The 15259-nt window shown below is 50.3% G+C and carries 10 protein-coding genes; all 10 read right to left on the bottom strand.

Features of this window, described 5'->3' with window-relative positions; translation table 11 throughout:
• Window positions 1-2 precede the first annotated feature (2 nt).
• The 10 genes from RDW05_RS04620 to RDW05_RS04665 all read right to left on the bottom strand — a co-directional run bounded on the left by RDW05_RS04620 (window position 3) and on the right by RDW05_RS04665 (window position 15149).
• On the bottom strand, window positions 3-1274 hold the full coding sequence (locus RDW05_RS04620; protein WP_307978010.1) for a hypothetical protein: 1272 nt from the start codon (window positions 1272-1274) through the stop codon (window positions 3-5).
• A 22-nt stretch (window positions 1275-1296) separates the two neighbouring features.
• Window positions 1297-3162 carry a BamA/TamA family outer membrane protein gene (locus RDW05_RS04625; protein WP_307978011.1) on the bottom strand — a complete coding sequence of 622 codons (1866 nt, stop codon included), beginning with the start codon at window positions 3160-3162 and terminating at the stop codon, window positions 1297-1299.
• Between the two features lie 20 nt (window positions 3163-3182).
• Window positions 3183-3674, bottom strand: coding sequence for a hypothetical protein (locus RDW05_RS04630; RefSeq protein ID WP_307978012.1), 492 nt, complete (start codon window positions 3672-3674; stop codon window positions 3183-3185).
• Between the two features lie 157 nt (window positions 3675-3831).
• Window positions 3832-4467, bottom strand: a complete 636-nt coding sequence (locus RDW05_RS04635; protein ID WP_307978013.1) for a sigma-70 family RNA polymerase sigma factor — start codon at window positions 4465-4467, stop codon at window positions 3832-3834.
• A 40-nt stretch (window positions 4468-4507) separates the two neighbouring features.
• Window positions 4508-8719 carry a translocation/assembly module TamB domain-containing protein gene (locus RDW05_RS04640; protein ID WP_307978014.1) on the bottom strand — a complete coding sequence of 1404 codons (4212 nt, stop codon included), beginning with the start codon at window positions 8717-8719 and terminating at the stop codon, window positions 4508-4510.
• 306 nt (window positions 8720-9025) lie between these two features.
• Window positions 9026-10450 (bottom strand): TolC family protein, encoded by a 1425-nt coding sequence (locus tag RDW05_RS04645; RefSeq protein WP_307978015.1) that lies wholly within the window; start codon window positions 10448-10450, stop codon window positions 9026-9028.
• Between the two features lie 84 nt (window positions 10451-10534).
• Window positions 10535-11803: an MlaD family protein gene (locus RDW05_RS04650; protein WP_307978016.1), complete on the bottom strand. Its 1269-nt coding sequence runs from the start codon at window positions 11801-11803 to the stop codon at window positions 10535-10537.
• Entirely contained in the window at window positions 11790-12545 is a 756-nt protein-coding gene (locus RDW05_RS04655; protein ID WP_374111011.1) for an ABC transporter ATP-binding protein, read from the bottom strand. Before RDW05_RS04655 ends, RDW05_RS04650 begins: the two co-directional genes overlap by 14 nt.
• Window positions 12546-12572: 27 nt before the next feature.
• Complete coding sequence (locus RDW05_RS04660) at window positions 12573-13343, bottom strand: ABC transporter permease (protein ID WP_307978018.1); 771 nt, start codon at window positions 13341-13343, stop codon at window positions 12573-12575.
• 138 nt (window positions 13344-13481) lie between these two features.
• Window positions 13482-15149: a SpoIVB peptidase S55 domain-containing protein gene (locus RDW05_RS04665; protein WP_307978019.1), complete on the bottom strand. Its 1668-nt coding sequence runs from the start codon at window positions 15147-15149 to the stop codon at window positions 13482-13484.
• Window positions 15150-15259: the final 110 nt, after the last annotated feature.

The raw sequence follows: 15259 nt of genomic DNA on the forward strand, positions 1-15259 counted from the left end.
TGCTACAGATTTCCTATAAGACGCAGGTAAAATTCCTGCCCGCCATAAATATATTCCGCACTTAGGAACTCATGAATGCGGTAGCGCACCGCAAATTCATTACGGTTATCACCGGAAAAATGCTCGGCCCGCAAACGCCATTTAGGACTCAGGCTGTATTCCAGACGATAATTGTTGTCGCCTGTCGGTATCCGCCGTACATAGCTCCAGCCACTCTTGCCCCAATAATGCGTATAACCGGTGCCGAAGCGCCACTGGACATCATCCAGGATAACCTCCGCCTCGCCAAAAATCTCGTCACGCGGTGAAATAAATTTACCAAGATGCGCCTTGCCTGAAAGGTTATCCTTATCACGGCCGATATCGCCATAGCCTTCAAACCATATTTTATAATCATCCGATTCAATCATAATGCTGACACCCAGATCCGCACCCGGGGTGATTTTCACCTGTGGCCGCAGCTGATAGTTTTTTACCTCCGGCTCATTCATAAGCTTCTCTAAAAGCTGCTGCTCCAGCTCCTGTCGGTGCCGCTGCACATAAGCCACCGGCAAGCCGCGCAGCTTGTCGCACTCACCGGCATATTTGTACTTCATCTGCATCAAAAGCACATTGGGAATATCCTCACTACGCAGCTCATAGCGAATGTCGCGCACCAACTGCCCTACGGGATAGATAACAACCTGCACTACAGTGCGTCCGTCCTCCTGCAGCACGTCAACAGCCGGCTTAAATTCCGGCAGCTGTGCCTGCACCTCGCTGCGTACCAGCTTGCGCAGTACGCCGCCGGCCCAGTCACCTGCATCTACCGAGGCACCGCTGATAGCCTGCTCCAGCTGAGCCTGCAGCGCCGGAATGCGTTGCTTGAGCAGCACTGCTGTCTGCGTCTCTACTCCGGAAAACTGCAAATCAATAAAGGGCTTTTCGATAACCTTGTTCCAGGGACGAGCATACAAGCGCACCTGTGTCGCTTCGCCTACATCAAGCTGAACATCAGTCAGCTCGTAGCCGGTAAATACCCTGTCACCGATTTCTGTCAGCAGCCTGGCATAATCCTCCCTGGCTGCAGCAATTTTTGCCGCATCCTTATCAAGAAACAGCTGGTCCGCCACCACCTGCATACTGCTGCTCATCTTCTGCAGCAGCAGCTGGCTGGTGCCGCCGTTTGTATCTATAACCTGCACCTCTACTCTGTTAACCGGTGCAGAAAAAGCATGCTGCAATGGCAAGATGCTTGTCATTGCAGCACAGAACAGAATCTTATTCAGCTTCATAGCCTAAATATTCTCCGCAAAATCAGAACTGTCCACCAAAGCTGAAGTGGAATTTGCCGCCATCTTCACCATAGCCATAGTCCAGCTTAACCGGACCAAGTGGGGAGTTGATACGCAGGCCTACGCCGTAGCTGTTCTTAAGCAGGCCCATATCAAATTCATCCTCATGGCGTTTATCCCATGCATAACCGTTATCGGTGAAAAGCACGCCCTGTACTTTCTTGACAATCGGGAAGCGGTATTCCAAAGTTGCCTTCAGCATGCTGTTGCCGCGGAACTGGTCATCCTCATAGCCACGCAGGGTATCACTGCCGCCCATGGTGAAGCGTTGAGACAACGGCATATCGCCGCTGGCATAGCCTACACCCAGGTTCAGTGCCCAAACGCTTTCGCCGCCTGCACGATAGTAATAGCGCCAATCAGCGGTCCATTTGGTGAAGTCAAAGTCACCGCCCATGCCGCCGGCCCATTCTACGCTGTAGCCGATGCGCTTGCCTTCATGCGGATCATAGATGTTGTCGCGGGAATCATATACGCGTCCCAAAGTGATACTGCGGGTAACACCAAAGTTTTCCTTGCGGCGTTCACGATAATCTTCAGGCATCCAGTCCTTCTCAAATTTATCACTTTTGTTAAATCCAGGTTCGTAATATTGGTTAGAGTCGCCTTCGTAGCCGTCAGCTTCGCCCTTGTAGATATCATCACGGTTTTTAAGCGTAATGTAGTTGCTGACGAACTCATTATGGGTTTTGCGGCTGAAGGTAATTTCCTGACCGCGACGTTTTTTGTCGTACCGGGCAATTTCATCGCCGTCGATATTATAATCGGCATACTCGTTGGTGATATCATAAAGGTTAAGAGTAGCACTGGTCTCTTTATCATCCAGCCAGGGGCGAGTATAGCTGAAGTCATAGTTCTTGTTATCCTCACCGCCAAACTCCCAGCGGACATTAATCTTGTCGCCAATACCGCGGAAATTCTTATCACCGATAGAAACCATGCCGACAAAGCCATCAGCATTACTATAGCCTGCGCCAATGCCAAAGGTACCGGTGTTCATTTCTACTACCGAAATTTCCACCTCAACGCCGTTAGGCTCACGGCCAGGATTCAGCTTGATGTTAACATCTTCGAAATAGCCCAGGTTATAGACACGCTGCATGCTGCGGCGTGCAGCCTTGGCATTAAAGGGTTCGCCCTTTTTCAGCTTCATTTCACGGGTAACAACATAATCCTTTGTCTTAACATTACCCTTAACCTTAAAGCCTTCTACGATGCCCTCGTTGGCAGTAACCTTCAAGGTACCGTCCGGCTCCATATGCACGTCAGTAACACGCGCCAGGATATAGCCGTTGGAACGGTATTCCTCCTCCAGCTTCTGTACGCATTTATTGATATCCTTCAGGTTAGCAATCTTACCCTGCTCCAGGTCAAAGAAGCCTGCCACCTTCTGCTTATTCAGCACGGTGTTGCCCTCAACCTCAGTTTTCTGGTAAACGGGGTTTTCCATCACATGATAGATTACCTGTACGCCTTCCGGAACCAGCTTGAATTCCGGGCGCAGGTCATAGAACCAGCCCATGTCATAAATAGCACTCAAATCCTCGCTCAGGCCAGCTTCAGTAAATTGCATGCCAGGCTTGGTTTTCAAAGCAGCAGCAATCTCTGCCTCAGGCACAGTCTTATTACCGGCAATAATCTGCTTGGTAATGGTCTTTCCCAAATATGGTGCCAGGCTTGTTTCTTGCTGTCTTTCCGGTGCAGTCTGCGTTACAGAGGTACCAGCACCTGCAGCAGGTGTCGGGATTTCTTCGGCGTAAACAGGAGCAGCCAGCAGCATTGCTGCCAGGCCTACTGTCAAAGGCCGCCATAAGTATTGTTTCTTCAATCGATATTCCTCCTCATGATTCATTTAGAGTCACTCAACTCAACTCGCGCTGACTGCACTAATTTGTGCATATCGGCTTTAGATATAGTAACACGGTCGGGAGCGCCTTGCTTCTCCCGTACCGGTGTATCCTTAGCAGGCTGTTTCTGTATAGCTGCAGGCTTGGGCACAGAATCCTGTACCGGCATTTTCTGCTCCGGCTTAACCACGGGTGTTGCCGCAGGTGGCGGCAACACGGCCTGCGCCTTGGCACGGTAATGGTTTCTGGCAAAGCACCAGCCGCCAAAACCGGCAGCTACTAACAAAAATGCTGCACAGACTGCCAGAACCTGACGGTTCCAGCTCCAGGGGCGGTCCTTTTTCCGACGCAGGTTTTTCAGCTCGGCCTCCGCCAGCATCAAATCAAGCTCGCCCCTGATATCCTTATTATCCATAAAGCTTTGCTCCGCCTTATCCAGACTGCTTTTTATGCAGCGAATGCGATGGAACAATGTGCGGCTTGGCTGCGTCATGCTTTTACCCCTTTCTGTACATAATTGTTTTTAATAACTATGTCTTATATAATCAGCTGACGTCCTGTATTTTCACAAGCCATTTAAGATGATTACAGCAGATTTAGTAAGGCTAACTGGCATTTTCGCTATTTTTCGTCATATATTGACTTATATATTATTCCTTGTTAAATTCATGGATAAAGCGTGAAAGCATGCCGCGGATGCGACGCACTCCCTGCTTCTGCAGGCGGTAAACATGACCGAGGCTTATATCAATAGCGTCGGCAACTGCCTGCGCCGGCCTGTCCTCCAGATACATGCCCTGCAGCACCTGCTGCTCCTTCAGCGGCAGGCGGTCCATAGCCTGCGCCACCTTTTCGCAAAGCAGCTGCTGTTCGGCAACCTCGCTGGGCGAAGCCAGCTCCGAAGGCAACGCATCACTGAGGGTAAAACCATTGGACAATTCACTGTCCAGGTAAAGCATGCCCTTTTCTGAGCTTTTCCTCAGATAATCTACCATGCTTCCCTTAATGCGATAGGAAGCAAACAGGCTGAAGGCTACCTGCCGCTTGTAATCGTAGCTTTCTGCAGCCTCCAGCAGGCCAACCATGCCCTCCTGAATCAGCTCCATTGTTTCTGCCTCCGGCAGCCTGAAGCTGGCAGCAATTTTAAAAACTAACGGCTGATAAGCCGTCATCAGGCGTTGGTGCGCCGCTTCGTCACCGTCAGCATCACGCCGCCAAAGCTCCAGCTCTTCCTCCGGCTCCAGCAGCGAAGTCTTTCTCAGCTCTTCCAAATAGCCTTGCAGCATCTGTTCACCTCCCTTCTTATCTACATTTGCACAGCAATGCTCAGAACGAAATCTTATATTCCAGGCCATACCAATCCTTGGGATCCTTGGACAGGTCATAGCTGCGGGAATATGTTATATTCATATGCTTACTGATATCATACTGTCCGAAAATACTTCTGTCGACAGCATCGAAGCTTGTTGTATAACCAATCATAAAGTTATTATTCAGATATTTGCTTACTAGAACATTATACTGGTTTTTCTCGTCTGCCGTCAACTCTTTATTACGTTCGTAAACGCTTTCAAAGCCTATGCCAGAGCGCGTTTTACCGGTATAAATGCGGAACTGGTCAAGTCCCAGTGTCTGCTTGACAAACATTTCTACGTCACCGAGCACCGTCATCTGCAGGCCAACTGTCATCAGATTTGCCATATCATCACTGGTAACCTCATTGCTGCCGGCACTTTCGCGCTGCAGCGTCAGCATACGCACAATCGTATTTTGTGTCAGCGGAGGATCACTGGTAAGCTGCAGATTCATCTCACTTACCGGGCCATTAATCTTCATAAAAATGTTATAACGGCTGAAGCGCGCCGTGCTGTCGAGGCTGACATTCGGCAAAAAGCTTCCCGGATCAACCCATACCAGACTGGCATTATTCAGCTTAAAGTCGGTACGTAAATATTTAACAGTGCCCTTATCAGCTTTAATCGTACCGTCAATCATTGGGAAGAGCGTGCTGCCCTTGATATCAATACCGCCCTTAAGCCAGATATCATACAGATAGCTGTTATAAAGGTGCACCTTCGGCCCCAGTATTAGCTTCATATCCAGGCCGATATTGCTGTCCCCCTCGCTCAGCTCGGGAACTGTCGGCATATTAATCAGCACGTCATCCAGACGCAAACTGCCGGCAAGCCGCGGGCGGAACGCCATAGGCGGCGCAGCATTACCCTTGCGTTTTTTCATATCGGGGTATTTTTCCGGCTGCAGAGTTACGTCACTGGTAATCGTACCGGTGAAAATCTTGGAGGCCAGCTGCGCCTTATCTGCCTTGATATGCAGACTGTAGGCTGTATCAGCATCGGTATGCAGTGCATAGCTGCCTTCGGCACTGAGCGTGCCCTTGCCTAATTTAGCAGAAAGATTCTTCAGCTGTACAGTATTACCGTTAAACAGTACGTCCAGATTGATATCATCAAAAACTGTATTGATATATTTAACCTTAACACTGCCGCCGGCAATTCTTACCGAACCGAACAGCAGTGGCTCCTCCAGCGTGCCTGCCAGACGGATTTTGCCCTGCGTGTCGCCTACGCCCCATTCAACCATTTTGGTAAGCGCCGGCAAAATTCCCAAGCGCGCCTTATCCAGATCCATCACAATGTTCATCTGTGCATCAGGATTACGGCGTTGCTTTTTATCGCGGAACAAATCCAGCGGAATATCACCGGAAGCACTGACGCCATAAGCATCCTTCGTCGCAATCAGCTGCTGCAGCTTAATGTTGTCGTCTGCCAAGGCCAGCATCGCCGTCATATCGTCTACACTTACGCCTGCAACAGAACCGTTGGCAATTTCCAGCGAAGCAGTACCCTTGGGATTGTCAAAGCTGCCCTGCACCTGCACCAGCATATCGGTTTCGCCCTTAATTTCCGGCGGATCCTTCATAACTGCCGTAACAATCGCCGGGTTAGCCTTTACTGCTGCAACCTCGATATCCAGCATTCTTTGCTTAAGATCTACCGAACCGCCGACAGCAATAATTCCTCTATCGCTTACGCCATCCTGCTCCTGCAATCTGACATTGTCAAAATGCAGCACGCCGCCCTTATCAATGCGTCCTTCAAAACGCATATGTGCATAATTAAGGTCGTGAATTTTTACATTATCGGCCGCAGCCGTAATTTTTACACCCTCGCCATGGCCTTTGTAGCTGAACAGCAGCTCACCCTGCATCAGTCCACTGATATCGTAATCCTGGCGCGCCATGCGCAGCAGGCCGCCAATATCGCCCCAAAGGTTTTCTACCTTGCCTTCAATATAGTGCTGAACCAGGTTAATATTAAGATCCGCACTATACAATCCGTAGTTGACCGGATCATCACGATAAGGCTGCTTAAAGGAAGCGTTCAGCTTATTCACATCACGACCATTGCTGGCCAGCGTACCCTTGAGCTCCGTCAACGGTTCATCGTTAATCGTTATTCTGTCACTGCTGACTTCACCATCAAAGAAGGGAGCTGTCAATGTACCGCTCAGATGTCCCTTGGCGTTAACCTTGCCGCCTAAAGCAACTGTGTCGTCACTGATTGGTAAATGCTCCAGGTCAACATTTTGAGCATCCATAACAAAGTTCAGCCTGCGGTCGGCAGTCATCGTGCCATCCAAGGTAAGACGTCCATAGAAGGCATCTACTACAAAATCCTGCAAGCGCAGCAGGCCGTCCTCATAAGCATAATGACCGCTGATATTATTAAACAGCTGCTTGGCGGCACTGCCATCGGCAGCATGCACCTCGCCATGAATATCAGGATGGCTGAGGCTGCCCTTTACCTGCATCACATTATCAAGATTACCGGTAACTATATCAGGCTTGCCCACAAGCACCATCAGCGGCTCAATGCGCACGTTCTTCGTTGTCAGTGTAAGCTCCGCCACAGGCTCTGCACCCTGCAGATTAATCGTACCGTTAAGAATATGCTGTCCCTGATCCATATGCGCGGTAAAATTCTTAAAGCCCAGGATATTATCCCTCATGCTGATAATGCCATGCGCTTCGTTAAGCTTCTGCGACATAAATTCTGCCTGCGTCAGCTGTACCATGCCGGAAAACTCGGGTGCATCCAGCGTGCCGCCGACATCAAAGCCGGTAGAGCACAGACCACGTCCATCCTGACCGGCTGCTGCCAGCACAGGATCAATCGGGAAATCGGCCATACGTCCGTGAACAGCCAAAGCGCCATCCTTGGCAACACGTCCTTGGGCAGCCAAGGTACCGCCGCCGTCGGCAAAAAAGCTGAGGTCGTCAATATTAAGGCCCTTGCTGTCATAGCTGCCGTCAAAGGCTAAGCGTTTAAGCTTCAGGCTGCGCCAGCCGATATCCATTGTATCGGCAGCAGCGTGCAGCGTAAGCTTGTCCTGCACCAGCTTGGCCAGAACAGCCAGCTTGCCGTTAATATGCACCTGCTCCTGCTGTTTGCCGGGCAAGCTCTGCGTAACCTGCTGCAGCTGTGCGTCTGCCGTCAGCACCTGCTCCTTAAGGTCATACGTACCGTTAGCGGTAATCGTACCGCCGCCATATTGCGCACTCACGTCATGGAGCTGCACAACGTCCTTAGATACATCAAACGGCACACGCAGCTTTTCCGCCTTATAGCCTTTATAGGCCAACACATCACTGCTCAGCACGCCAAAGCCTGAAGGAGAATCGGTGTTGCGCAAATCCGCTTCACCCTCCAGGTGCAGCTTCTGACCGTCAACTAGAGCGTCAAGACTGCTGACGCTGATAAGGTTTTCATCCGCGCGTACCAGGCCGTCAAGCTGCAGACTGTGCTGCTCGCCCGCCAGGCTCAGCTTACCGCTGAGCGCTGCCAGCTTCACTTCACCGCTAAAGCGCTGCTTGCCGTTCTTATTCACATAAAGCAGAGCGAGCTTGCCTAAGCCGCCCTGCAGCTCATCAACATTACCGTATTGCTTAGCCAAAGCAGCATAGGGTGCCAGCGCCAGCTTGTCGCCGGTCAGCTTCATGCGGCCCTCGCCCTTAGTAGTCATCGTGCCGGCCAGCTTCAGCTTGTCGGCGCCGCTTGTCACAGCCAAATCTACCGCAAAATCAGGATTGGCACCGCCGTTGATATTGCCTTCCACGCCAAACTGCCACTTGCCCTGCGGCATAGTTACCACCAGCTCGCCCTTGTCTACCGCCAGCGTACCGTAAAACGGCGTTTCCTCGGAATCCGACGGCTTCAGCAGATTCTGCATATTCCATTTATTTTTGTCATTCATTGTGAGATATATTTTCGGGCGCATCACATCAATCCTGCTCAGCGCACGCTCAGGCTTCTGCATTGCCAGCCAAGGTCGCAGCGTAAGCACAGTACGCGGCAGCTCGGCCACTTTCTCGCCCTTGGCATCCTTTACGACAACGTCCGTCAGCTCGGCCGTCAGGCCGCCTTCCCATTTCAGACCGCCAATAGAAACACTGCCGTTGATGTATTCCGCTGCCAGCTGCTGCATTTGCGGTATCGCCTGCTTAATGTACTTAGGCATCACCGTATGGACTAAAAAGATATAGCCTGCCGCAAGCAGTATGATTAACGCTCCAACAAATTGTAGATATTTTTTCATTACACTTCACCATTCAATAGTTTAACAAAATTCTATGACAAAAATATGACAAGACTGTTTTTTTATATACTCCGACTTTTATTTATTCGACATCAGCAGAAAACATCCTCTTATTGAGAAGAAATTTCTTTAGTAGCAGCTTTTAGAGAATTTGCGCATACAAAAAAGCTGGCTTGGCCTACGCCTCACCAGCTTACTTGTATCATCAAATATTAAATTAAGCCTTAATTATTTGTTGGCTTCTTCAGTTGCTTTTGCTGCTTCTGCAGTTTTGGCAGCTTTTTCGGTTGCTTTAACAGCTTTCGCAGTTTTGGCAGCCTGCACCTTTACGGCAGTCGCCGGATTGATCATCGGCACGCCGATAGAGGTTTCCAGAGCTGTCTTGGAGGTATTGTAATCATACAGAGCCTGCGTATAGTTGGTCTTGGCCTGAGTCAGGGCAACCTGAGCATCAAGCACGTCAGTGTTGGTGCCAACGCCGGACATATAACGCAGCTGAGCGATGCGGTAATCCTCATCAGCCTGCTCTACAGCCAGCTTAGTGGTGCTGATGCGTTTTTCTGCTTCGCGCAGTCCCAGATAATTGCTGCGGACATCCAGATTTACAGCATTCACAGTATCACGATAGGTTTCTTCAGCCTTTTTCAAATCAGCCTCAGCGCCGTGAATCTTGGACAGAGTTACACCGGTATCGAAAACATTCATGCTTACGCTTACACCGACACCCCATTTACCGTTTTCATCACCGGGCCAGCTGGTATCGCTCCATTGCTGGGTAGCGCTGGCAGCAACCTGCGGCATATGACCGCTGCGAGCAACCATCAAGGCGCCCTTAGCAGCGTCAACACCGTATTTAGCCTGCATCAGCTCCGGACGATGCTCGGCAGCATAAGCCAGGCAGTCATCCATATTTTGATCATAGGCATTATAAACCAGCAGATTGTCGAGCTTCAGAGTGGTGTCCATCGGCAGGCCGACGATTTTGTTCATATTCGCTTCAGCAACCTGATAGGAATTTTCAGCCTGAATCAGGGTTTGCTTAGCATTGGCCAGCTCCACCTGAGAACGCAGCACATCTACCTTGGCTACCACGCCAACGTCATACTGTGCCTGAACATTTTTCAGATGGTCCTCCAGACGGGTAACGGATTCAGCACTAAGCTTTTGCATATTATCAGCCTGCAGCATTTTGAAATAACCGTCGGTAACGGTAGAACGCATCTCGTTATAGGTACGCTGTACGCCTACCTCGTTATATTGATAGTTAGCCTTGGCCTGTTTAATGGTACCGCTTAATTTACCGCCGGTAAAAATAGGCAGAGAAGCACTCAGACCGTTGGCGTGATTATTGCCGATGCCCTTGGTCCAAAGACCGGGAGCAGCTTCATGAAGATCATCATAACCGCCGCGCTGGGTAGTATGGCTTGCGCTGATGCTGATACCGCGGCTCTGACGAGCAGCGTTGTAGCTGGCACGTGCGCTGTCAAGCTCGTATTGGGCAATGCTTACAGTCGGGTTGGTCCGGAAAGCACGCAGCATAGCGTCATCCAAGTTTAAAGCAACGGTTTCGCCGGCAAAAGCACTTTGGCTCAGTGCCATGGTCAGCGCTGCAGATAAAAGCAAGAAACGTTTTGTTAATTTATTTCTATTCATCCGAAAAACCTCCATTTTCTAAAACTGACTAACCAGTCAGTAGTAAAATTATATATTTATTTAGGGCTGTTTGTCAAATATTTTTTAGAAATAAGTACGCACACCCATATAAGTATTAGCTTTATTACCGCGCACATCCATGGTTTCGCCGTAAAGCGACAGGTTATCATGCAAACGGAATTCACCGCCCAGACGCACCTTGAGATCATCAAAGTCATATAATTGGGAATACAATCTGAAATCCCTGCCTAAATCGTAGCTGGCGCCGACACCGAAATCTCCCTGCATCGCACCCATGCTGAAGGCTGCGTTGCCATACTGACGGCCTACAAGAAAATCAAATTTATTGGCATTGCCGATGTCATAACCGCCCATATAAAGGAAGGTATCGTCCGCAGGGTGCAGCGTTACACCCAAGCTGCCGCGCCAGTCGCCGCCCTTGGCGGCAAAGCCGGCGTCAGTCGAAACCTTTGCCTCGGTGAGGGTTCCCAAAATCCTGTTGGCGCGCTCACTCGTTTCCTTGACGTTAACCAGCGTTTCCTTCAGCGATTTCTGTGTTACAGGATCCTTGGCTACCGTTTCCAGCACCTCGACAATATTTTCCATACGCTGGCTGGTGTCTGCCATATTCTGGGCAATCGCAGCCACATTCTGGCCCGTCTTGCCGTTATTGTCCACACCGGCCATAATGCTTTCGATATGTGCTGCCGTGCCGTTCATGCGATGGCTCAGCTCATTAATCTGATGAATCATCGAAGTAATATCCTGCTGGTTGGCTACTGCCACATCAGCCATAACCTTCGTGAAGGTATTCATGTTCTCAGCGATATCATTCATATTCTTAAAGCCGGATTTCATTGACTGCTGGACTTCCTTGTCGCCAAAAACATTTTCAAAGGCATTGGCGATATTTTCCATACGCTTCACCAGATCACCGGAGGAAGCAAAGAATTCATCAATACCACCGCCGGCAACACCATTAATCGTGCTGCCTTCAGCTACATAACCCTGTCCCTGCTTGGCAGGCGGGATAACGCTGACATATTTTTCACCCATAATACCGTCAGAGGAAATCGTAAAGGTTGCTCCCTGCGGTATTTTGATATCGTCATTAATTTCTGTGATAACCTCTACCTTATCCGGTGCCACATTAATCTTTTTGACCGTGCCCACCTGCACGCCTGCATAGCGCACAACATGTCCTGGCATCAGGCCGCTGACCTGAGGATAGTTAATGCGCAGCTCATAGCCCTTTTTGCCAAAGCTGAAAGCACCCATAAAGGTAATAATGCCTGCCAGCACTACTGCGCCGCCTAACGCAAAGGCACCAACCTTAACCTCATTGCTGCTCATTTTTCTCCTCCTCTTTCAATTCCATGCCGTTAATAAAAGCCTTCACGACTGGATTAGTACTGTTTTTTATCTCCGCCACTGTGCCCAGCTGCACAATGCGTCCATTATATAGCATAGCGATACGGTCTGCAGCATAATAGGCTGATTCCATATCGTGTGTTACCAAAACCGAAGTTACGCCCAGCGTCTGCTGGGTTTTGCGTATCAGCCTGCTGATGGTCATTGTCATCACCGGGTCCAGACCGGAGGTCGGTTCGTCATAAAAAACCATCTGCGGCTGCATGGCCAGCGCCCGCGCCAGGCCAACGCGCTTTTTCATACCGCCGGAAAGCTCTGCCGACATCATCTTCTGCGTATCCGGCATGCCCACCATTTCCAATAATTGGCTGACGCGCTGGCGGATTTCCTCCTCCGGAAGCTTAAAATGCCGCCGCAGGCCGAAGGCTACATTCTCGCCTACGCTCAAAAAGTCGAATAAGGCGGAATACTGGAACACTACGCCCATATGCTGGCGCAGCCCGTCCCATTCATCCTCTGTGAAAGCGCTTGCTTCCTGCCCGTCAATCACAATACTGCCGGCAGTAGGTGCCAGCAGTCCTGTCAGCAGCTTGATAATGGTGCTCTTGCCGGTACCGGAAGGACCGATAACCGCCAGCGTTTCCCCCTGACGTACATCAAGATCCAGATTATCAAGAATCACCTTGCTGCCAAAGGCCATTTTAAGTTGTCGGAGCTGAATCATTGCTTCGTTTGACATTTTTCCGGCTCCTTACACATACAAAATAATCGAAAGAAAATAGTTGGTGATAAACACCAGAATAATCGAAAGCACTACCGAGGCTGTAGTCGCCAGGCCAACGCCTTCCGCGCCATTCGGCGCGTTCAGGCCCTTATAGCAGCCCACGATAGCAATTATCGCACCAAAGACACAACTTTTGACCATACCGCCAAACACGTCATAGAACTCCGCCAGTGTCCTGATAGAATTTTCATAAGTAAAGCTGCCGATGCCGGCGTAATAATGCGCCACCACCCAGCCGCCGATGTTACCGATAAGGTTAGCAAAAAGCACCAATAAAGGCATCATCAGCACCAGCGCAATAAAGCGCGGCACCACCAGATAGCTCACAGGATTGGCAGCCATAACACGCAGCGCGTCAATCTGCTCGGTAACCTTCATCGTACCAAGCTCCGCTGCAATCGCCGCACCGATACGGCCGGCAACAACAACGCCTGTCAGCACTGGCACCAGCTCACGCGCCATGGCGATAGCCACAATGCCGCCTACGGTAGAAGACGCCCCCAGGCGCACGAACTCCTTAGCTGTCTGTACGGAAAAAACCATACCGGTACAGAGAATCGTCATCATCACAATCGGCAGCGAATCTGCTCCCAAAAGTGCCATCTGACGCACAACCTCCTTAGCATTGGCGTCCTTCAGACGACGCAGCGTTGCCAGCAGCAGCAGCGTCAGCCTGCCGCTGGCCGCACAAAAGGCCAATATTCTGTTGCCCATTGCTTCACAGATAGATTTCAGCATTTTTATATCCTTATCTTCAGCTTTTTCTACTTAATTATTATACCGCCAAAATATGGCGAATGTATGACGCAAAGAGGCCATACCGATACAGTAACTGGAAAATTTTTGTTTAGCGAACGAAATTATCACTCTGCAAGTTTACTTTTCAACGGTAAGCATAACTTCGCTCTCGCCGTCAATAATAAAATCAAAGGGATACTTCTGCTTGAACGGAGATCCCTGCAGCATACCCGCAAGGCCTGCATCGTTAGCCGCAGCCTCCGGATTTGGCGGCTGCATTTGTCCCATCGCCACATCAATAATCAGCTCGTTATTCTTATCAGCCGTATTCACGCTCTTGATATAATCGGCAAGCTTATGGCGGGTTTCCTTCTTCTTGGCTGCAGGAACACCTTCAGCCTGCTGCTTGCGCAGCAATTCGATAGCCCATGCCATGCTGCTGCCACCGCGTACGTTAAGCGCCAGCTTGCCGCCCGGATGATCCTTAGGCACCTTGAAATAAACCGTCTTGGTAAATTCTTCGCCACGATAAGGCTTCATAGTAACATCAACAGCTACCTTATCACCGGGCTTAACCTTGGCATTCTTGATGCGCACGTTAAGAATTTCCGCAACCTGTACCGCATTGCTGACCTCAACCTCTACGTTGATGCCATAAAGCTGCACCGGCTCAAACTTATTCTGCATCAGAATCGTTATCGCCTCCGTCAGCTCTGCATCCAGATTTTTCAGCAGCGCGTCATTGGAGTAATACATATTTTCGCGGTCAATCGTCAGCATTTCCTTCTTGCTGTCCACGCCGGTGATGGTAAAATGCAGTTTGGCTGTGCCACCGCCATTACGGTCCACAGTCTTGCTCACAGTATTGACTACTGCTGCATCGACCATTGAAGGCACCAGCTGCGGATCATCAATCAGACGCATACGCATGCTGTTGGCCTGACCGCGGCTGCTGTCGTTAACCGTAACAAACATCGGAATAGAATCGGGCTGCTTGCCGACTACGCCGCCGATACCGCTGGCACGGTCCTGCGTAATGCTGCCGATAGCCTCACCCAGATTGCCTACCTTATAGCTGCTTTGCAGGTTAGGCACTACGCCCAACACCCACACCTTATTCATAAAGAAGTTGCTGCTGCCGCGCTGCATAAAGGGATGGCCGAAGGCCAGAACCTTGCCGCTGTCATCAGTCCAGGTAACAGTACCCAAAGCGCCCAAAGTCATGTCACCCTGCATCAGAGCCACGCCGACACTGCTGCCAGGCTCCAGCGGCTTAGCGCTGGAAGCGCCGGCAGCACCGCTGTTGATTGCTGTAAGACCGAAGGGCTGCAGCTTCTCCTGCAGATATTCCAGACCATATTCCGTAAAACCGCCTGCCATCAGCGACGTTCCCTTAGGAATCCAGTCTGCCGGCAGTTCTCTCGGTTCGTCCAGCAGCGGCAGCATTTTGCCGATTGGTGTCAGAAAGCAGTAATGCGGGTCGTTGAAGGTCTTGCCGAAGGCCACAGCACCGACAAGTCTGCCGTCTACATAAACAGGACTGCCGCTCATGCCCTGAGCAACACCGCCTGTCTTTTCAATCAAATCGCCGTAAAGGCGCACAAAAATATTATATCCCATAGCTTCACTGCCGTTGACGCCTAATATTTCTACGTTAAAGGTTTCAATAGTATCACCGCTGATAACGGTTTTGCCTATGCCCTGCATGCCTGCACGCAAATCACGCACCGGCATCAAAGGAACATTGGCGGCAGCTGCCGTCAGCAGCTGGCAGCAAAACAATAATGCTAATAAAAATACTCTCATACTCGCTCCTAAAAATAAAATATTTACCGGTCCGCTTCCGGTATTTGGCTCTATAAATCGAGTAGGAGACTGCTCATTATTTGAGCAGTCGTCCTCTCACACCACCGTGC

The organism is uncultured Phascolarctobacterium sp. (assembly GCF_902463975.1).
Classification (GTDB): Bacteria; Bacillota; Negativicutes; order Acidaminococcales; family Acidaminococcaceae; genus Phascolarctobacterium_A.